The following is a 20,093-nucleotide window of genomic DNA, read 5'->3' as shown; positions in this document are numbered from 1 at the left end:
ATGGGGGAAATAAAATGGAGAAAATAATCTACTTACTTCGTCATGGTGAGACAAATTATAATACACAAGGGAGATATCAGGGACAGCTTGATTCACCACTAACAGAGCGTGGCCGGGAGCAAGTTCAGCAAAATGCACGCATGCTGAAATCACTCATTGGCGATGCAGATGAATGGACCATCCTATCAAGTCCAATGGGAAGAGCCATGCAGAGCACAGTCATACTTTGTGAAACGCTTGGCTATAACATTAACAAGGTGAAGCAGGATCAACGTTTAACAGAGGTTGCTGTGGGACAATGGGCTGGCTTAACCATGGCAGAAATACAGCAAAATTGGCCTGCTTTATTAACGAACACGGATGCCTTCAATTGGTATTTTCGTGCATCAGATGGAGAAACCTATGAAGCTGTTGTGAGCAGACTAACTGCTTTGCTTGAAGAGATTCAACCATTTTCAAAAGTAATTGTTGTCTCGCACGGTTTGACGGGGCGTATTTTGCGCGGCGTCTATGCTGGTCTAAACAAAGAAGAGGCTCTCAAGCTAGAGGTTTCTCAAGATGTATTGTTCAAACTAACTAATAAAGAGATTACAAGAATTAGTTCAAATTACGAAGATGATTTTTACATGTGAAAATATTTGAGTTCATCTCATTTTTCTCAAGGAATATTAAGAAATGCCGCCTATTATAATGTGTAGGAGGCGTTTTTTATGAAAAAATGGATGTTATTGGGCTGTCTTTGTATCGTGGTTTTCTTATTTTATTATACAAACAAAATATATGAACTCGCTCATCTAGAACTGCCATCATTACATAGTCAAAATGCTTTGTTACTCAATGAACAGGGCGAAGTATTATACGAAAAAAATGCGGATGCTATTATTTATCCTGCATCCTTAACAAAAATCATGACAGCTATCGTTGCCATAGAGATGACAGATAATTTACAAACACAAACCATTGTAGAACCCCGAACGATTGCGAACTATACGGCACAAAATGCTTCGATGGCAGGCTTTCAAGCAGGAGATTTTGTCACGATGGAGGACTTATTGTATGGCACACTCCTTGCCTCAGGTGCCGATGCAACCGGAACACTTGCAGATGCTGTGGCAGGCAGTGAGGATAAATTTGTCACGTTGATGAATAACAAGGCACAGGAATTAGGCATGCATGATACACATTTTGTTAACACCAGTGGCCTACATGATGAGGCACATGTATCCAGCGTGCGGGACATCAGTAAACTTCTACGTTATGCGTTAGAAAATCCTATCTTTTATCAAATCTTTACCTCGAAAAGCTACACAACCCATGTACCCAACCAATTAATAATTACAAACTCATTATTTACAAAATTGCCTGGTCAAGACGGACCAATACTAGGTGGAAAAACAGGCTATACCCCCGAAGCAGGACTGTGTCTGGCGTCCATAATCGAAAAAGAAGGGAAATCTTTTTTATTCATTACAACCAATGCCCCAAGCTATATGTGGACCCCACCCCCACATATCGAGGATGCCCTCACTGCATACAAAGCTCTATAAGAGGAAAAATAATGAAAAAAACTCAACTTTTTCATGGCTCCCAGCGTCTTAATAGAAAGGAGGGCATTGTATATTTTAGGGACGGTAGTAGATAATCCAGGTTTTAGAAATTTGTTGTTAAATACGAGCAAGGGGATCTATTTCTGAGAAGAGCTGCTCATAAAAGTGATGGAAACGCTCCAAATGAGGAGAGACCCGCTCATAAAGGAGGTGGTCCCACTCCAAAAGAGGAGAGAGCCGCTCAAAGAGGAGAGAGCTGCTCATAAAGGAGGTGAACCCGCTCCAAAAGAGGAGAGAGCCGCTCATAAAGGTGGCAAACCCGCTCCAAAAGAGGAGAGAGCCGCTCAAAAAGGAGAGAAACCCGCTCCAAAAGAGGGGAGAGCCGCTCAAAAAGGAGGTGAACCCGCTCCAAAAGAGGAGAGAGCCGCTCATAAAGGTGGCAAACCCGCTCAAAATGAGGAGAGAGCTGCTCAAAGAGGAGAGAGACCCGCTCCGAATGAGGGGAGAGCCGCTCATAAAGGAGGTGGACCCGCTCCAAATGAGGAGGGAGCCGCTCATAAAGGGGGTGGACCCGCTCCAAATGAGGAGAGAGCCGCTCAAAGAGGAGGTGAATCTGCTCCAAGTGAGGAGGGAGCCGCTCATAAAGGAGGTGAACCCGCTCCGAAAGAGAAGAAAGCCGCTCACCTAAGTAATAGTACCGCTCCATTCTTAGTAGCAACGGCTCATTAGTAGCAGCACGAAGCTGATCCATTCTCAAAATAGGAACTAACAAAATAAGTCGACATCATTGAATTATCATAAACTATGCATAGTTTCGTAGAAAAACGGGAAGGAGGAATGTATAAGTATTTATTAAAATACGTTTTGAGTAGCCTTGCAATAGGGAATCTAGTTGATTATTACTATTTTCTGGTATGAATGTTTCCTCTATAATGAAAGTTAAATCTTAACATTTTTTTAGCAAACAGACATGGAAGACATCTAAGGGCGGTGTAGAACAATGAGAAAATTTTTACCCTATGCAGTCGTTTTGACGTTTATGATATGCATATTGGCTGGGCAACTTTCAGCAAGTGCTGAAGGGTCAGTGGTGATTCAAAAGGTTACCAAAGATGCGGTAATCTATGAAGAAGCTTCTACGAATAGTGCGGAGATTGGGGAATTATCAAAAGGAAGCTTTGTTTCAGTAACACAAGCAAGTAAAGGATGGACACATATTCAAACGCCAGAGCAGGAGGGCTATGTCACATCTGATGTTTTAGTCAAGCTGAAGTCTGAGGGTTACTTAGTGATTCAAAAGGGTGGTACGACTTTATTTACAGCCCCAAGTCAACATGCCCAGCATGTAGGACAGCTCTATGAAGGACGAATGATTTATGTGTATGGCACAGCACCTGGAGGCTGGTCTTTCGTTCAATATGGCGAGGAGATAGGGTATGTAGCGACAAACGCATTAAAAAAACCTGTCCCAACAAAGAAACGAATCCAAGCTGTGGCTGGTGCTGAATTACGTTTAACAGCGAGTCCAAACGGAGAAGTTCTTGGTACACTTGCCAATAAAACAACTGTCCAGTATTACATAACACTTGCAGGCTGGGCCTATGTAGAAGCGGGCGACCAAAAAGGGTATGTCAAAGCTTCTGAGCTAGCCGATATTCAGTTAATAGATAACAAAGTTTATAATAAAGGTGTGCCAGTGGCGAAAGGTGCAAAAAAACGGGTAGCTTTAACATTTGATGATGGACCTGATGCCAAGGTGACACCACAAATTTTGGCAACGTTAAAAAAATACGATGCCAAGGCTACATTCTTTATGGTAGGTAAAAATGTATCAAGAAATACTGCAATCGTTAAGCAAGTCTATGAAGCAGGACACGAAATCGGCAACCATACCTTGAGCCATAAAAAATTAACGACCTTATCAATAGCAGGTGTTAAACAAGAAGTCAATGGCACAAGTAACGCTATTTATGCAGCCATTGGGCAGTATCCAACCGTTTTTCGTCCACCGTACGGAGCAACCAATGAACAAGTACGTTCTGTCATGACCATCCCTTCGATTTTGTGGTCGATTGATACACTGGATTGGAAACATCACAATCCAGATAAAATTTTAGCGTATGTCAAAGCCTCTGTAAAAGATGGTAGTATTATTTTAATGCATGATATCCATCAAACGACAGCCAATGGTTTAGATAATGTCATTCTTTATTTACAGAAACAAGGCTATGAATTTGTCACAGTAAGTGAGATATTACAATAATAGAAAAGCTTTGCAATCGTCTACACTGGACGACTGCAAAGCTCTTTTTTATTTAAATAAATTGATCGTTGTAATGATAATTGGAATACCAAATACGTCGATTAAAAAGGCACCGACAATCGGTACGACAAGAAATGCTTTTTTAGAAGGACCGAAGCGTTGCACAACGGCTGACATATTGGCCATGGCATTTGGTGTGGCCCCTAAACCATGTCCTGCAAAACCAGCTACCATAACAGCTGCATCGTAGTTTTTGCCAAGTAATTTAAACAATACAAAAATACTAAATACAACAATAAAGAATACTTGAGCAAAGACAATGATAAATAATGGAAGCGCTAAATCAGCAATTTCCCATAACTTGATACTCATTAGCGCCATGGAAAGGAAAACACCTAATGTGACATCACCAATTAATGAGATACTCTTCATATTGATTGCTTCTGGTTTGAATTTGTCCATCATATTGCGGACTAAGACAGCTACAAACATAGCTCCCACATAGCCTGGCAGAACGAAGCCTGTTGCCTCTGAGAATAGTGTGCCGACATACGTACCGACAGCCATACAGAAAGTAATTAATAAGACTTGTGTAAAGAACGAATCCGATGTAATTTGCTCATGTTTATTCTCATATTCGATTTCTTCCGATTCTTGTTCATCTGGTGTTAAATTGTATTTACCTACTAAATATTTGACAATTGGACCACCAATTAAACCACCAGCAACTAGACCACATGTTGCGGCAGCGGCACCAATTGTCATGGCTGAAGAAATACCTAAATCTTCTAAAGTTTGTCCAAATGCAGCGGCAGCTCCATGACCACCCTCCATAGAAACGGCTCCAGCCATCATTCCGATTAAAGGATGAATGCCCATGAGTGAGGCAAGCGATACCCCAATGACATTTTGCATTAACGCTAGGAAGCCACATGCTAGCCAGTAAATAATGAGTAATTTTCCACCGAGCTTTACTAGTTTAAAGCTTGCACCTAAGCCAATTGTTGTGAAGAAAGTAATCATAAATAAGCTTTGTAAAGAAGTATCAAGGGATATTTCTAGGATACCCGTTGTTTTTAAGATGGTAGCAAGGGCAGCGAACAATAAACCACCAACCACGGGAGCTGGGATACAGAAACGCTTTAAAAAGCCTATTTTATTAATAAGAAAGCCACCCAATGCAAAGAGTGCAACGGCTAGAAACACCGTTGTAATTTGATTAATTTCGATCATGAACCTTGCCTCCTAAGTAAGTTGTTCAGTGCTTCATACACAAAATAAGCACCTAATTTCACTGTACGTCCGTTTTCATCTAATAACGGATTGACCTCACATATATCAAATGAATGTGTGTGTGGGTGTGAAGTGACTTGTTGGAGGATTGTGCGCACAGTCGATGGGTCAAGCCCAAACGGTGAAGGAGCACTTACACCTGGAGCGAAAGCAGCATTCAAGACATCCATACATAATGTTAAAAGAATATAATCATGTTGCTCCATATAGTGCTGTAATTCATCCGATAATTGCTGTTGGTTGGCTACTGTCATTTGATCTTCATAAACATACTTCACCTTTAATTCATCGGCTTTTTCGAAAAGTTCTCTTGTATTGCCATAGCGTTGGATACCAACAACAAAATAGTCAGCGTGTGGATCCTGCTCTAAAATTTGGCGGAACATCGTACCTGACGAAGTTTGTTCATCGTATGGTCGTAAATCGAAGTGAGCATCTATATTAATGATGCCGATTTTAGCATCCTTCGGTAGGGCAGAACGAACGCCTACATAATGGCCATACAGCGTTTCATGTCCGCCACCTAGCACAACACATGCTAATTTTTTTTGCAGTACTGTTGCTACTACTTCACCAAGCTCACGCTGTGCATCCTCTAACGCATGGTTCAGACAAACGATATTGCCAACATCAATGATTTGTTGATCGTCCTCAAATGTCCACGGTAAACTTGCTAATCCTTCTCGCAGTGCGTTTGGTCCGTTTGCTGCACCTACACGACCTTGATTTCGACGTACCCCTTCATCGCAGATAAAACCAACGAGTGCAGCGCTTTTCTTATCTGAAGCGCTTACATCATTAATCGCCAATCTTTTAACTTGTTGGTGTAAACGAAAACTGCTTGTATTTGTCGTTGAATCTATTCGGCCTTTCCATTGTTTTTGATCTGTCAGTGTGTACATAATTTATCAACCCCATTGTTAATATTATTGTAGAAAAAGTATTGTTGTAATTCATTATATATTCACATAATTATAATTACTAATATATAATTAATATTAATCTATAGCTTTTAACTATAAATATTGGAGGTATCTATAGGTGGACATTAAACAATTACACTATTTTATCGCTGTTTCAGAACAGATGAATTTCTCAAAAGCCGCAGAAAGACTGCATATTTCGCAGCCTTCCTTAAGTAATGCTATCAAAAAATTAGAACAAGAGATTGGCTCCCCCTTATTAGAAAGAAATACTAGAAATCTGCAATTAACAGAAGCAGGAGAGTTACTTTTTGAACGGGCAAAAGTTATTGTGAAAAATATGGAAGTATTGAAAATTGAAATGGATGAAGTGATTGTTCATGGCACGAAGGACATCACCATTGGGGGCATGGAATCGATCAAGCATTGGCTCCCGAAAGTAATCGCCAACTATAAAAAAGACTATCCACAAATGAAAATTCATTTAGTCGATATTTTAGGCAGTAAGCGGGTGAAAAAATCCTTGAAAAGCTATAAAACTCATGTAATCATCACCAATCAGCTAATGGATGATCCAGAGTTAGAAGTTCAAACCTTATATGAAGAACGATTGGTCGCAGTGTTACCTTTACATCATCCGTTAGCCCAAAAGGAGGTTCTAACCATCTCAGATATTTGTGAAGAACCATTTATTATTAGTACCGAGGGCTTTCAAACAAGACGAGATATATTAACGTCATTTGAACAGGCTGGTAAAAACATCAATATTCAATTTGAAATTGAGCGTTTTGAAACGGCTGTATCGCTCGTACGAGAACATTTAGGTGTGACCATATTACCTGAAAATTACTTGCAAGGGCCGACTGCCAAAACGATTGTAAAAAAAGAAATTGAGGGTGTGAATTTAAGTCGAAATGTCTATCTAGTGTACTTGAAAAACCGACATTTACCATTAGCCATCCGACAATTATTGAAGGATATTTTACAATTTTTTGAAAATAAAACGACGTAAGTCCATAGTAATGAATTTTCCTTTTTGTTAGAAAATTCAAAAATAGAACATTGCTTTACTAGAAAAATAGCGGTAACATTTATTGTAAGAATGAAAATGAACATTCATTCATTTTGCGAAGTTCAAGCAAAGGGGGTATCTTCTAATGAATTTTTCCTATAGTGAAAAGGTTGTGAAGTTACAGGACAAGCTGACGAATTTTATGGAGCAATATATTTATCCAAATGAGACCGTTTATGCTGCACAGGTCGAGGCAATGGAAGATCGTTGGGGAGCGATTCCACCTATTATGGAGGAGCTGAAACAGAAGGCACAACAGGCAGGTTTGTGGAATTTATTTTTACCAGATAGTGAATATGGAGCAGGTTTAACCAACTTAGAATACGCACCTTTATGTGAAATCATGGGACGCTCACTTCTGGCACCCGAAGTGTTTAACTGTAATGCACCTGACACAGGAAATATGGAAGTACTTGTACGTTATGGATCGGCACAGCAAAAAAAGCAGTGGCTTGAACCGTTATTACGAGGCGAAATACGATCTTGCTTTGCGATGACAGAGCCAGCTGTTGCATCCAGTGATGCTACGAATATTGAGGCAAGTATTGAACGAGACGGAGATGAATACATTTTAAATGGCCATAAATGGTGGACAACCGGTGCCGGGGATCCTCGCTGTAGGGTGGCTATTTTTATGGGCAAGCATAAAGATACAACGGCCCCTATCCATGAGCAGCAGTCTATGATTCTCGTACCAATGGATACACCAGGGGTAAAAGTGGAGCGTATGCTGACTGCCTTTGGCTACGATCATGCACCAGAGGGACATGGTGAGGTTACTTTTACTAATGTACGTGTACCGGTGGATAATATTTTATGGGGGGAAGGGAAAGGCTTTGCTATTGCGCAAGGTAGGTTAGGACCCGGAAGAATTCATCATTGTATGCGTCTTATTGGTGCAGCAGAACGTGCATTGAAGGAAATGTGTGTACGTTTACAGGAGAGACAGGCATTTCATCGACCACTAGCAGATCAAGGGGTAATGCGGGAGCGTATTGCCGAATCTCGCATGGATATTGAGCAAGCAAGGCTTTTAACTTTGAAGGCTGCTTATATGATGGACACGGTAGGCAACAAAGAGGCAAAAGCTGAAATTGCCATGATTAAGGTAGTTGCGCCAAATATGGCACTAAGAGTCATTGATCGAGCTATCCAAGCATTTGGTGCAGCTGGGGTAGGTCCAGATACAACGCTTGCTGCACAATGGGCAAATTCACGCACATTGCGTTTAGCGGATGGACCAGATGAGGTGCATCGTAATACCATTGCTAAGCTAGAATTGAAAAAGCATGCCAACAAACAAGAGGAGCTGGTGAAATGACGGTCCTAGAGTTATTTAGCTTAAAAGGTAAAACAGCCATTGTGACAGGAGGAGGACGTGGACTCGGTGCGCAAATTGCTCAAGGATTCGCAGAGGCTGGAGCCAATGTGGTCCTATGCTCACGAAAGGTGGAGGCGTGTGAGGAGGTTGCCACAGGGCTCGAAAAGCTAGGTGTTCAAACATTAGCCCTAGCATGTGATGTCACAAAGCCAGAGGATATTGCTCATGTGGTGGCCAAAACAATCACAACATTCGGTAAAATTGATATTTTAGTCAATAACAGTGGCGCATCATGGGGAACACCTGCCATTGATATGCCCTATGAAGCCTGGCAAAAAGTATTTGATGTCAATGTCAATGGAACCTTTTTATTTAGCCAAGCAGTTGGCAAAATTATGCTAGAGCAAAAAAGCGGCAAAATTATTAATATTGCTTCCATCGCTGGACTAGGTGGTACGCTACCAGCTTTTATGGACACGATTGCCTATAACGCGAGTAAAGGGGCTGTCATCACTTTAACGAAGGATTTAGCTGTTAAATGGGGACCACATGGAGTCAATGTCAACGCCATTGCACCAGGATTTTTCCCAACGAAAATGTCCAATGTTTTAATCGAGCGTGGACAAGACTATTTAATGGGCGTTACACCGTTAAAACGTTTAGGTTCAGAAAATGATCTGAAGGGCGTAGCGTTATTTTTAGCAGCACCAGCTTCGGATTATGTAACAGGGGATGTCATTGTAGTAGATGGGGGCATGAGCTCCATTATTTAAGGAGGGAAGTAAAATGGATACGATGCAAGTAAGGTCAAGTGAACGGTTAGATGTGGATAAATTACATGCCTTTTTAGAAAGCTATTTCCCTGAGCTTCCACAGGGGAAACTTGAAATATCACAATTTAGTGCAGGACATTCCAATTTGACGTATTGTTTAAAAATAGCAGATTTCGAAGCTGTTCTACGTCGTCCTCCGCTTGGACCAGTTGCCAAGAAAGCGCATGATATGAAGCGGGAGTTTACAATTTTATCGGCATTGCATCCATTTTTAACAGCGGTTCCCAAGCCGTATGTCTACGTAGAGGATCGAGACATCATCGGTAGTGATTTCTTTTTAATGGAGCGCAAAAAAGGCATCGTCCTTGATACGCATTTTCCAAAAGGGACAGAACCAACAGAGGAACTAGCACGTCAGTTGTCCGAAATGATGGTTGACTCTTTAGTTGCATTACATGCCATTCCTTATCAAGACACACCATTAAAGGATATGGTGAAGCCTGACGGATTTATGGAACGACAAGTGTATGGCTGGATCGAGCGTTATGAAAAAGCGAAAACAGCAGAGCATGCGGAAGTAGCCGTATTAACTGAGTGGTTAAAAAATCATATCCCTTCCAATAATGAAGCAACCATTATTCATTATGACTATAAATTGAATAATGCGATGTTCTCTAAGGATATTACCGAAATGATTGGTCTTTTTGATTGGGAGATGACAACAGTAGGGGACCCACTAGCTGATGTTGGGGTAGCAATGAGTTATTGGATGCAAGCGGATGACCCGAAAATGCTATTATATGCACTTGGAGAACCACCAGTAACTGTATTACCAGGCTTTTATACCCGACAACAATTTATTGATCGTTATGCAGAGAAGAGTGGGCGAGATGTGTCAGCCATTCATTATTACTGTACATTTGCTTATTTCAAATTAGCCGTTATTTGTCAGCAAATCTATTATCGCTATGTCAAAGGGCAAACTCAGGATGATCGCTTTGCTCAGATGGATAAAATGGTCGCTGCACTCATACAACAGGCTTCTAAATCGATATAAATTAAGAAAAAACGGTTACTTTTTGCTAAGTAGCTGTTTTTTTATAGCTCATTAAAACAGATTATCCGACAATAAATTATATATTTATTGATTTTTACTCGCACAAAATCTACTCAAAAATCATAACAAAGCACGTACAAGAAATTAAAAAAGGGGGAACATTAGTTCTTTTTTATTATAGGTGCTAATCAATAATTATTTATTGTTTTTCGATAAAAAATAATTGACTTATAATATAACTAACGCTATCATAACAGTTGTAAGCGACATCAATAACAACAAGGATTTAACAATCTGGAGGAAGAAATAATGAAAAAATATTTACTTGCCACAATTCCGATGATCATGGGGATCGTATGTTTATTTATAAAAGGAATTATAGGAGATGAGATACTAGCAGATGGTACGATTGTGGAGAAAAACTTCTTTTTAATTCCATTAAGCTATTTATTTTTCTTTAGCGGCATACTAACATTCTTGATTATGGCGTTATTTTCTACATTCAAAAAGCAAACTACCGCATCATAATGCTAAAACAGGCCCAAAATAGGAGCCTGTTTTTTTATGACCATGTTTGATCTAGTTTATCACTGTAGTAGTGAATGGCTTTTTTATAGTCTTGAATGCCCTGATGGTTGGTTGTAAGTATTAAGGTGTGCAATAATGTTTCCATTGATTTTGCATGTTCGCCAAGATTATAAAGTGTCATGGCATAGAAGACCTTGACATGCTCGGCCTCAGGGAATTCTTGAATGGCTTGTTCAAAGATCCGCTTTGCTTGCTCGTATTGCCCTAAAGTTCGATATGTGCTCCCTAAACCAAGGTAGGCATCTACTAAAACTTCTGGTTCTAGTCCCAATTTTATCGCTTTTTCATAGTGCGGAGCTGCTTCTTTTTCCTGCCCTAAAGAATCAAATGTCCAAGCACATTGAAATTGATAGAATGCATTTTCAGGATGTTCCTTGACCAGTGCCACCATGCATTGATTTGCTTCCTCAAGCTGTCCGTTTTTTCTTAATGCAAGTATACGTTCTAATTGTTTGTCCATTTTATTTAACCTCTTCTTTGTTTAAATAACTTACCATTCATAAAAACAATCTTCTATTAACAATTCAAATGAATCAGCTAATCGCTTGATTTCCCCGCAATCATGATCGCAAATGAAAACCTTACCTGATGAATCGATGAAAATGGGATTTCCTTCACCGTCCATTGAAATGACATAGCTAGTGTCTATGATAGTCGGAGATAGGATATCTTTATATTGTTGACGAAAATCCAGTGTTAAATCAACAACGGTTTCGTTTCCTAGACTAGAGCCATTCGAAAAAGCATGGATTGCTAAACCTGCGTATGCTCCACCAAACGTTTCAATAAATTCGACATAATCGTTGTGAAATTGTACATAAAGTTGCTGCTGTGCATCTTTTATTTCTCTTTGGCTTGCAGGTTTACCTACTAAGGTTGGGTGCTTCTCATTAAATAAAAATGACCGCAAACGCTTTATTAGATTTTCCTTCATAGACACGCTCCTTTTATTAAGTATACACGATCCTTCATTGCTAGGAATCTGTGGAAATGATATTGTTAATGTAATAGTAACATTTACCGAGGTGATAGAATGCTAGAGCGTTCAATGGAAAAAACACGGGAAAACAAAGAAGAAAGGGAGTGATGATACAAAAAAAGAAAAGAGGATCAAGATGATGATATATCAAAAACTTATGTGTGATGGATTTGAATTAAACTATTGTATAAAAGGTCAAGGCCAACCAATTTTAGTAGTGGGGAGTAGTATATATTATCCACGTCTGTTTTCAGAAAACTTCTACCAACATTTTCAGGTTATTTTTTTAGATCATCGAGGTTTTGGTAAGCCTACGCATGCATTGAAACAAGCTGATTATACATTGGACAAAATAGTGAAAGACATGGAGTATGCAAGACAAACTCTACAGCTTGATGATTTAATTGTTTTAGGACATTCAGGGCATGCATTTATGGCGATGGCGTATGCCAAAGCTTATCCCCAGCATGTTCAAAAAATCGTTCTTTTAAATACGGCAACAACGAATAGTCAAGAAAGACAGCAGCAAAGCTTGTCTTATTTTGAGGCACATGCAAGTGCGCAGCGTAAACATCAATTTACGCATGATATAGCTTTGTTGGAGCAGGATCTTAAGAGGGAGCCTGAACGACGCTTTGTTCACATGTGTATTCGTATGGGGGCACATAGCTTTTATGATTATATGTTCAATGCTACCTCTACGTGGGATAACGTTCATCCGAATATGGAAATTATTGATTATCTATGGGGAGTAGCTTTTGCGGAGCAGAACCTTTTACAAGAAATACAACAAGTAAGCAAACCGATTTTTATAGGACTAGGTAGGTATGATTATTTAGTTGCTCCTGTTTCGTTATGGGATGCAGTGGATTATACTCCTCATGTAAAGAAAGTTATTTTTGAAAAAAGTGGTCATAATCCTATGTTTGAAGAACCTGTCTTTTTTGATGAACAATTAATCAAATGGATAAACGAAGAGTAGTCGAATGGCTGGTTATGCTTAAATAGCAATAACCAGCCTATTTCAATTACACAAAAAAGGGAAGAGTTAAAGTATTAACTTCCTGCGCAGGTTTTACGTAATGCATCTATTTTTTGACAGTCTATAATGACTGGGCGTGCCGTTTCATCGAATTGAAGGAAGTACCCACAGCAGTTTTGCGGATCAAGATAGATAAAATAAATACCTAAAAATTGGCTGCCGTTTGAGAGGTATACATCTACTAAAGTCCCTGGTTCAAAACATTCTAAGTGACTACAAACACAGCTTTGACAATGTTCTTTGTCTTGCTTTTTTTTCTGATATGTTTTTTCAAATTGGGGGCTATTATAATATTTGATTTTATAAGAATCTTCCTCAACAATAGGATGATCGACGCCAGAAGCGTGATCAAAGCAAAAATTTCTTGATTCACAATAACATTTGGAAAACTTATGATAATTGTTAAATTCCCAATTCATTCGTGTTAAATATCTGTTTTCATCCATTCCTTAAACGCTCCTTTATGGTTTCAATATCATGCTAGCACGGGTCACCTATTTCTAATCTATGTCAAAGAGCCATTTAGGAGATGGTAAAATGTCTATTTATCTGTAGAATAAAAGAAAAGACTAAACTCATAAATAGAGTTTAGCCGTTCAAGTCGTACTCGCCCTTCAATAAACCATAGATCTCTAAATCAACAACACCTTTGCCAGACCATAATGAAGCTTGTCTCAAGAGACCTTCTTTTATAAAGCCATTTTTTAGCAGCACTTTTTTCGATGGTTCATTTAAAGGCATGACTTCTGCCTGTATTCGATTAACATTTACCTCCTCCAATAAAAATTTTACGATGATTTCGACTGCCTCTGTAGCGATGCCCTTTCCCCAGGAAGCTTCAGCTAAGTAGTAACCAATTGTAACCATATCTACTTTTTGATTAAAGTCCATCGCTTCGATAATCCCTACAAGTTTTTCACTCTGTGATTTCTCGAAAATACCCCATTTTATTCTGCTTTTCTTCGTATAATCACGTTCAAAATGGCCAATCATTTTTTGAACAGTTTGAAGGTTGTGTTTTGGGATGATGCCACAGTACTCAAATACCTTGTCATTATCATAAATGGCAAATAGCTCTTGTATATGTGATTCTTCTATTTTTTTTAATTGTAAATTAGTTGAATGTAAGGTAGGGAATTGCTTAAATACTTTCTCAATAATCATTGGCGTAGCTCCTTTTCTATTCTTTAATAGGAATGTAGATTTTCATTTTCATCTCATGTGGATAGATAGATTGCATAACATCCGTTATTTCAAAATCGGGACCGGAATCGCGCTCATAATTAGAATTTGGTAACCATACGCCATAAATATAACGTCTTGTATTTTGAATTCCTTCTGCAGTGCTATTCAATGTAAACTCCGCATATTTACCAGCAGGAATTTCAAGTTGGGTGAAGCCTTTCTCTAATTGCTCCTCAAATGTTTCGACTTCCTCTCCTACAATAAAGGAAAATTGACCATTCTCCTGATAGTTTGTAGAAATGCCATACGCCATATTAGGGGCTACTTTATGTGAGATTCGCTCATAATATTGCTGTTGACCAAAATCCATATAAAAGCCTGGAATTTCAGCATAATACTGTTCGTCTTGTAAGGACGTTTTGTATTCATAGCCAGTGATACGTTTTTTAGGTAATTGAAGTATTTCTGGTCGCTGCATAGGGAGTTCTCCTTCCAGTTTATAATCCAAAAAGTTTATTTTGGTTTGAAGTGGTATGGAGTGGGCTCCTTTTCGGTATTTAGCAGGTGTGACACCAAAATACTGAACAAATGCCCGTGTAAATGCCTCTTGAGAACCATATTGAAAGTTGATTGCAATCTCAAGTATATTCTGGGTAGTTGTTACTAATAAGGAAGCCGCTTCAGAAAGCCTCCTGTTGCGAATATACTGCTGCACTGAAAAACCTGTAATGGCTTGAAAAAGTCGTTGAAAATGAAATGCTGAAAAGTAAGATTGGGAAGATATATCTGTAATCATTAACTTTTCCTGTAGGTTTCTCTCAATAAATTCTATGGCGTTTTGAATTCTTTCAAAATAATCCATACCATCATCCTTTCTTAACTCAATGGTACTGTTTAATAGGAAGGGTTTTTTGATAATTTGTGCTAATTTGTACATTAAATTGTAATGAATAGGAAATCAATAGAAACATTGAATTAAATGATTAATAAATGTATAATTTAACTAAATTTACAAGAAAGCGAGTGATAGATGATGATAGTCAGCTCAATTTTCCCATTCAATAACATAAAGGTGCGGGAGGATTAATAGATTGATTTCTTCCGCAAACAATCGGAGGAGAAAATATGTACAAAAATTACGGATCGTTAAGCACAGCACTTTATGATTTTACAAAACCAGTTGGACACTCTCTTGGTGGGGATATTGAATATTATCTAGAGCGATTGCAAGGTATCACGGGTAAGATTTTAGAGGCAGGGGTCGGTTCTGGACGCTTCTATATTCCTTTAATGGAAAAGGGCTTTGATATAGAAGGAATTGATCATTCCCCAGAAATGCTAGCATCCTGTCGAAAAAGATGCCAAGAACGAGGATTGACGCCAGTGCTGTATGAGGGAAATGTTTGCCAATTCACCTTAGGTCAACAATACGAAGCTATTGTTATGCCTACAGGCTCATTTTGTTTAATTGAAAATCATCAAGAAGCACTATCAGCATTAGCCTCTATGTATCAGCACCTTGTCCCTGGTGGAAGACTCCTAGTAGATTTATTACTTCCTACAGACTGGAAAACAGGAGAAATTACGACATCTTACCATCAAATTTCACAAGATGAAGGAATTGCTCTTGAAAGAAAATCGATTGCCATGAACTGGGTGGAGCAATATACACTCATGGTTTTAAAATACGAGAAGTGGCAACAAGGTACATTAATGGATACAGAACTGCAAAAGTTTTTATTGCGCTGGTATGGGATAGAGGAATTTAAGCTTCTATTACAAAGTGTTGGATTCTCTGATGTAACTTGTTCAGCGAATTACACGTTCCTTCAACAACCAAATGAAGAAACGTCACTTATAACATTTGAAGCGGTGCGTTAATTGTAATGACCAGTACTCCTTAAAAGAGTCTGGTCATTTTTTATGAATTAATCTAGTTTTAATTTTGTAGCAGTTCCGACTCCTTTTGTATGAACCTTGACTTCAATTTGAACTGCTAGGTCTGGATAGAGGGTTAGCCAGCTCTTTTTGATTCGATTCCATGCTTGATAGTCCTCTCGGTGTAGTACATCACTAAATTTTAATAGATCAGCTTGATAGGTTTGTTGAATCGTTTGAAGTGTATGTTCTAAACGCTCCTTGATTTGTCTGCTCGTTTCTTTATTTAAAGCATCGATGGTTTTTGATTTTGTTAAATCCAGAGGGCAACTAAGCTCTGCAACATTCTGCTCAATATCAAGTTTAATGGAAATCGAAGGTATCCCATTTTTAAAATGGCCCGTCACTTTAGTAGAAGAATTAATAATTTCGGTTGAGATTTTCCCTTGCTCAGGACAGGCAATAATTTCAAATGTACTTTTTATATTATTGTTTAAAAAATTATAATCTCTGCTTTCTTGTTCTGATAAATAGCCAATGAGCTTATAATTTTTAAAAATGGCCAGCCCACCATATTTTAATTGTGCGGGGCTCTCAATTTTTTCTATATTAGAGCTATAAGCACCAGCATCTGCATCACCGTATATTTGAATAGAGGGTAATACGGCACTATTATCAATACTACCTAAAGATTGGACTAAGTCATCTAGAATAACAGACTCTGTCGTTCCCCATACAGCTTCTGATACTTTTAAGGATTTAAACATTTTGCTAGCAGGAATATCCTCTAACGGTGTTAAAATACTTAATATTTCTAGTGCAGTTGCTTCATGGGACACGATAATGTTAAATTCACTTCTACCTTCAGGGTCTCTTTGAAATAAATCCAAAATGCTATTCATACCTTCTTTAGCCATTTCTTCGCCGACAATAATGATTTGCGCATGCGCATAATAAGGCTTTCTTGGCGTCAGTGTTGTTAATTTTCGAATGGCATCAAATAAGGTTTTTCCCTTTGCATGATAGGTAAAAACAGGAACTTGAATACTTGATGCTTTGTTCGAGGTAACTTGACTTGGGTTCACAATCTGAACAGAGATTTCAACTAGCTCGTCCGATTTATCAATGCCAACAGCCGTAACAATAGCTAGTTCGTTTAACTCCCGTTTATTCCAGCATCCACCTAGCAAAAAAATCACTACAAGCAATAGGATAAATGATACCGTGTATTTGATGATGGGCACCTCCTCTAGGAAAAGGGCTAGGACAATTCCGATACTATTAAGGATAAGCAAAAGACAGGCAAAATAATCAATAATGGATATCTCAAAGAATCTTTTTGAAGGAGGATAAAATGTAGAAACAAAACAGTATGTATATGAAATGGAAAAAGGGAAATGAAACAATTTTTATTTGAAGGTGTAGAGGCCATCAAAATGATTGGCTAAATGGTATGAGGACATATTGGGTTTTAAGCTTCTATACATAGAAGAGGGAGCATTAGCCATTTCATTTTCCAGACAATCACTTTGAAGTTGGAAAATATGTGAATTTCCTTTCTCAAAATATTGAAGAGACTGATTTATTTTGAGTGGATCATCCTGTTCAAGTGGATGCTTTAAGAGGAGAAGGGTAACTAAATTTTTTTATTAGTCGTTTGTCAAACATAAGCGGGTCACTGCGTTAACAGTGACCCTAATAACAAATCTAGGAGGTGTAAGGCTAATTAGCTTTACACTACTATAGTATACTAATCCTCTATATTGAAATAGTTAATTGCCTGGGTAATAAAAAGAAAATTAAGAATTATATAAAAATAAGTGGTTTCGACCTATTTTTTAACAATATGCATGTAATGAATAGTTTCAAAAGCACATAAGTAATCTGTTCGATTTTGGAAATACAGCTCTTGAATCGCTGTAGGAGATAGATGTTCGTATATAAGCAAGCCTAATTGATCTAACATCCTCTCCATGTCCGCATAAGCATAGCAAGATTTCATTGGTTCACCACCAACTGCGGCCATTTTCACCATGTTTTCCACTCTATTCGAGAGTCCTTTTTCTTTAAAGAGAGATTGATCAGCATAATCCAAAACAATGGAACTCCCTGATGGAACTAGGGCAAATAAATGATTAAGTAAGCTTGCTAATTCCTCTTTAGTTAAATAATAAGAAACACCTAACAGACTAAAAAAAGTTTTTTTATTTTGGAAGCCTTGCTCTACTAATGGTTGAGATTGAAATTGTTTTGTAAAATCCATTGGTACAAAATGTAGATGATTCAGGAGGGGAAGGGAAGCTTCCTGTAATCTTTTCTTTTTGGAAGCCTGTGTTGCTGGATAATCCACCTCAAAAATTTCTAGCATGGCTTGTACCTGCTGCTGACGATACGGAAAAGTATCAAGGCCAGCACCTAAAATGACATATTGCTCGACACCAAGCTGTATTTCGTTTTGCAGGACCCTTTCACAGTAAGCAGCACGTGCCAAGGGCGTTGGAGAGAGTTGAACTTGTATAATCCATTTTATTAATTCTTTCGTATTGCCTTTAAACTTTGTAGCAATCTCTTTATTAAAAAATGCAATACCTTGTATCATGTTGTCTTGAATTGTTTGATATTCTTCTTGTGAGATCAATTCTTTGGCTACATAATCATCAAAAATTTTCGGAGAATCAAATTGACTATGATAGGCTCTACTAAAAGCAGCTACTAATGAAGTGATACTAGATTCCTGTTGATTCATACCAACACTCCTTAACAAAAAAATAGGATTCCCCTGGCCAGGAGAATCCTATTATATAAAAGATTAATTTAAATGTAAATTTTAGCATAAAAATATTTTTTTGTCAAGTTTTAGGTATTGAAAGAGAGGAGTTATATGAAAAAATTTAAAGTGATTTTACCTTTACTCTTAGCTGTTATTCTTGGTGGTATGTTCGTTACATGGAAAAATCAAAGCTATTCTGCTACCGATATATTAGAAAACGCTAATTTTGATGTGGAAAATCCCACTATAAGCCTACATCGGATCGATACAGATAAAGAAGATATATTTTCGGAAATAAAAATATCAAAAGAAACACAGAAAGAATTGCTAAAGTCTTTTCAACAAGCAACATTCAAAAAAACAGCAATAAAAACCGTTGATTACGATTATCGAATGACGATCTCACTTAATACAGGTTATCCGATGTTCATTGATTCTAAAAATAAAACACTGGTTCTCCTTACCACCAAAGAAAGCTTTGAAATTGTAAAAGGTCATGATTTTTTTAGTATGTTAGAAAAAGCAGCGGAAGATTCTAAGAAATTGGTTGATGTCCAACACCAGATGAATGAAGTAGTGATGCAGCATAGACTCCCTGTGACTTATGTAGGTGGAACAACTGGGCATGGTGAATTTCACACCTCTTTTTATAGTAACCATTCTACTGAAGAACTTGGTATTCGATATGATGTGAAAAATAGAGGCACACAACAATTTAGCTGGAAAATTACTCATTCCGAAGGCAAACTATGGGCTCAAGGGACATTAGCTGCTGGAGAAGAACAAACATCTATACTGGAAAAAGGAAGCTATACTATGCCAGAGGGAGAATATGCTATTTCAATTATTACAGTAGATGGCGCTGAGGGGATGTTTGATTTTGCTATTGAAGTGGTGGAGTAAAAAAGTTTTTAAGAATGTGTAACTTTTTAAAACATCAGCCGTCTAACTCATCAGTAGAATACAAAAAACTAAAGCAAACTAGTAACATTCACTTTTCACAAAAGGGCCAGGATTCACATTTTTCGTGATTTCCTGGTCTTTTTGTGGTGGTAGTCCTATTTTTAACGAAAAAAATTTAAAATTCATGAAACCTTTAGCCTGTTCATTCGTATTGTTATTTGAATCTAAAGCTAGACAAAATTTAGTAAGATTCACTTTCACTTAAAAGACTAGGGCTTACATCATATTGTGAGGATCTAGTCTTTTTTGTATAGTTGTTCAGAAATTGTTCAGTGTAATATGCTAATCTATGAAAGAAGATTTTTCATAGTCTTCACCTAAACGCAAAATGACCAGTTCTCTTTATAAGAGTGACTGGTCTTTTTGTTTAATGTACCTTAAGTTACTCTGCAAAATATAAAATGTTTTCCTCAAAATTAGTAACGGACTGAGATTCTTC

Annotated in this window: 21 protein-coding genes; 12 read left to right on the top strand and 9 right to left on the bottom strand. The window is 38.0% G+C overall.

The window, feature by feature from the left end; all coding sequences use genetic code 11:
• The first annotated feature begins 14 nt into the window (after positions 1-14).
• From MHB40_RS13670 to MHB40_RS13655, 4 genes are all read left to right on the top strand, one after another.
• Complete coding sequence (locus tag MHB40_RS13670) at positions 15-632, top strand: histidine phosphatase family protein (RefSeq protein WP_342532532.1); 618 nt, start codon at positions 15-17, stop codon at positions 630-632.
• A 78-nt stretch (positions 633-710) separates the two neighbouring features.
• Positions 711-1,547: a serine hydrolase gene (locus MHB40_RS13665; protein ID WP_342440718.1), complete on the top strand. Its 837-nt coding sequence runs from the start codon at positions 711-713 to the stop codon at positions 1,545-1,547.
• 271 nt (positions 1,548-1,818) lie between these two features.
• Positions 1,819-2,235, top strand: a complete 417-nt coding sequence (locus tag MHB40_RS13660) for a hypothetical protein (RefSeq protein WP_342532530.1) — start codon at positions 1,819-1,821, stop codon at positions 2,233-2,235.
• A gap of 312 nt (positions 2,236-2,547) precedes the next feature.
• Positions 2,548-3,810, top strand: coding sequence for a polysaccharide deacetylase family protein (locus tag MHB40_RS13655; RefSeq protein WP_342532529.1), 1,263 nt, complete (start codon positions 2,548-2,550; stop codon positions 3,808-3,810).
• 48 nt (positions 3,811-3,858) lie between these two features.
• On the opposite strand, the gene gltS is transcribed toward MHB40_RS13655, so the two are convergent.
• The gene (gene gltS / locus MHB40_RS13650; protein ID WP_205443946.1) at positions 3,859-5,043 is read right to left on the bottom strand and encodes a sodium/glutamate symporter; all 1,185 of its coding nucleotides are present in this window, start codon (positions 5,041-5,043) and stop codon (positions 3,859-3,861) included.
• Positions 5,040-6,005, bottom strand: coding sequence for a formimidoylglutamase (gene hutG / locus MHB40_RS13645; protein WP_342532528.1), 966 nt, complete (start codon positions 6,003-6,005; stop codon positions 5,040-5,042). Before hutG ends, gltS begins: the two co-directional genes overlap by 4 nt.
• 139 nt (positions 6,006-6,144) lie before the next feature.
• Between hutG and MHB40_RS13640 the strand changes: the two genes are divergently transcribed.
• The 5 genes from MHB40_RS13640 to MHB40_RS13620 all read left to right on the top strand — a co-directional run bounded on the left by MHB40_RS13640 (position 6,145) and on the right by MHB40_RS13620 (position 10,777).
• On the top strand, positions 6,145-7,038 hold the full coding sequence (locus tag MHB40_RS13640; RefSeq protein WP_342532527.1) for a LysR family transcriptional regulator: 894 nt from the start codon (positions 6,145-6,147) through the stop codon (positions 7,036-7,038).
• A 145-nt stretch (positions 7,039-7,183) separates the two neighbouring features.
• Positions 7,184-8,419, top strand: a complete 1,236-nt coding sequence (locus MHB40_RS13635; RefSeq protein WP_342532526.1) for an acyl-CoA dehydrogenase family protein — start codon at positions 7,184-7,186, stop codon at positions 8,417-8,419.
• Positions 8,416-9,192: an SDR family oxidoreductase gene (locus MHB40_RS13630; protein WP_205443939.1), complete on the top strand. Its 777-nt coding sequence runs from the start codon at positions 8,416-8,418 to the stop codon at positions 9,190-9,192. The genes MHB40_RS13635 and MHB40_RS13630 overlap by 4 nt, the downstream gene beginning before the upstream one ends.
• Before the next feature lie 13 nt (positions 9,193-9,205).
• A complete protein-coding gene (locus MHB40_RS13625; protein WP_342532525.1) occupies positions 9,206-10,249 on the top strand; it encodes a phosphotransferase family protein in 1,044 nt (347 codons plus the stop codon).
• A 309-nt stretch (positions 10,250-10,558) separates the two neighbouring features.
• Positions 10,559-10,777 (top strand): DUF3955 domain-containing protein, encoded by a 219-nt coding sequence (locus MHB40_RS13620; RefSeq protein ID WP_342440711.1) that lies wholly within the window; start codon positions 10,559-10,561, stop codon positions 10,775-10,777.
• Between the two features lie 34 nt (positions 10,778-10,811).
• On the opposite strand, the gene MHB40_RS13615 is transcribed toward MHB40_RS13620, so the two are convergent.
• On the bottom strand, positions 10,812-11,297 hold the full coding sequence (locus MHB40_RS13615) for a tetratricopeptide repeat protein (protein WP_342440710.1): 486 nt from the start codon (positions 11,295-11,297) through the stop codon (positions 10,812-10,814).
• A gap of 30 nt (positions 11,298-11,327) precedes the next feature.
• On the bottom strand, positions 11,328-11,771 hold the full coding sequence (locus MHB40_RS13610) for an SMI1/KNR4 family protein (protein WP_342532524.1): 444 nt from the start codon (positions 11,769-11,771) through the stop codon (positions 11,328-11,330).
• A 181-nt stretch (positions 11,772-11,952) separates the two neighbouring features.
• On the opposite strand from MHB40_RS13610, the gene MHB40_RS13605 reads away from it, so the two are divergent.
• Positions 11,953-12,798: an alpha/beta hydrolase gene (locus MHB40_RS13605; protein ID WP_205443931.1), complete on the top strand. Its 846-nt coding sequence runs from the start codon at positions 11,953-11,955 to the stop codon at positions 12,796-12,798.
• A 74-nt stretch (positions 12,799-12,872) separates the two neighbouring features.
• On the opposite strand, the gene MHB40_RS13600 is transcribed toward MHB40_RS13605, so the two are convergent.
• From MHB40_RS13600 to MHB40_RS13590, 3 genes are all read right to left on the bottom strand, one after another.
• Positions 12,873-13,304: a hypothetical protein gene (locus tag MHB40_RS13600; protein WP_342532523.1), complete on the bottom strand. Its 432-nt coding sequence runs from the start codon at positions 13,302-13,304 to the stop codon at positions 12,873-12,875.
• Positions 13,305-13,446: 142 nt separating this feature from the next.
• Positions 13,447-14,022 carry a GNAT family protein gene (locus MHB40_RS13595; RefSeq protein ID WP_342440706.1) on the bottom strand — a complete coding sequence of 192 codons (576 nt, stop codon included), beginning with the start codon at positions 14,020-14,022 and terminating at the stop codon, positions 13,447-13,449.
• 16 nt (positions 14,023-14,038) lie between these two features.
• Complete coding sequence (locus MHB40_RS13590) at positions 14,039-14,905, bottom strand: AraC family transcriptional regulator (RefSeq protein ID WP_342534783.1); 867 nt, start codon at positions 14,903-14,905, stop codon at positions 14,039-14,041.
• A gap of 263 nt (positions 14,906-15,168) precedes the next feature.
• Between MHB40_RS13590 and MHB40_RS13585 the strand changes: the two genes are divergently transcribed.
• A complete protein-coding gene (locus tag MHB40_RS13585) occupies positions 15,169-15,924 on the top strand; it encodes a class I SAM-dependent methyltransferase (protein WP_342532522.1) in 756 nt (251 codons plus the stop codon).
• 47 nt (positions 15,925-15,971) lie between these two features.
• On the opposite strand, the gene MHB40_RS13580 is transcribed toward MHB40_RS13585, so the two are convergent.
• Entirely contained in the window at positions 15,972-17,165 is a 1,194-nt protein-coding gene (locus MHB40_RS13580; protein ID WP_342532521.1) for a Ger(x)C family spore germination protein, read from the bottom strand.
• A 587-nt stretch (positions 17,166-17,752) separates the two neighbouring features.
• On the bottom strand, positions 17,753-18,667 hold the full coding sequence (locus tag MHB40_RS13575) for a class I SAM-dependent methyltransferase (RefSeq protein WP_205443921.1): 915 nt from the start codon (positions 18,665-18,667) through the stop codon (positions 17,753-17,755).
• A 135-nt stretch (positions 18,668-18,802) separates the two neighbouring features.
• Here MHB40_RS13575 and MHB40_RS13570 point away from each other — a divergent pair, with 135 nt between their 5' ends.
• The gene (locus MHB40_RS13570) at positions 18,803-19,594 is read left to right on the top strand and encodes a hypothetical protein (RefSeq protein WP_342532520.1); all 792 of its coding nucleotides are present in this window, start codon (positions 18,803-18,805) and stop codon (positions 19,592-19,594) included.
• Positions 19,595-20,093: the final 499 nt, after the last annotated feature.

Origin of the sequence: Lysinibacillus sp. FSL K6-0057 (genome assembly GCF_038630885.1) — a bacterium.
In the GTDB taxonomy this organism is placed as follows: Bacteria; Bacillota; Bacilli; order Bacillales_A; family Planococcaceae; genus Lysinibacillus; species Lysinibacillus fusiformis_F.
Note: the sequence above shows the minus strand (reverse complement) of the source record. Positions and strands in the feature narration are given on the sequence as shown.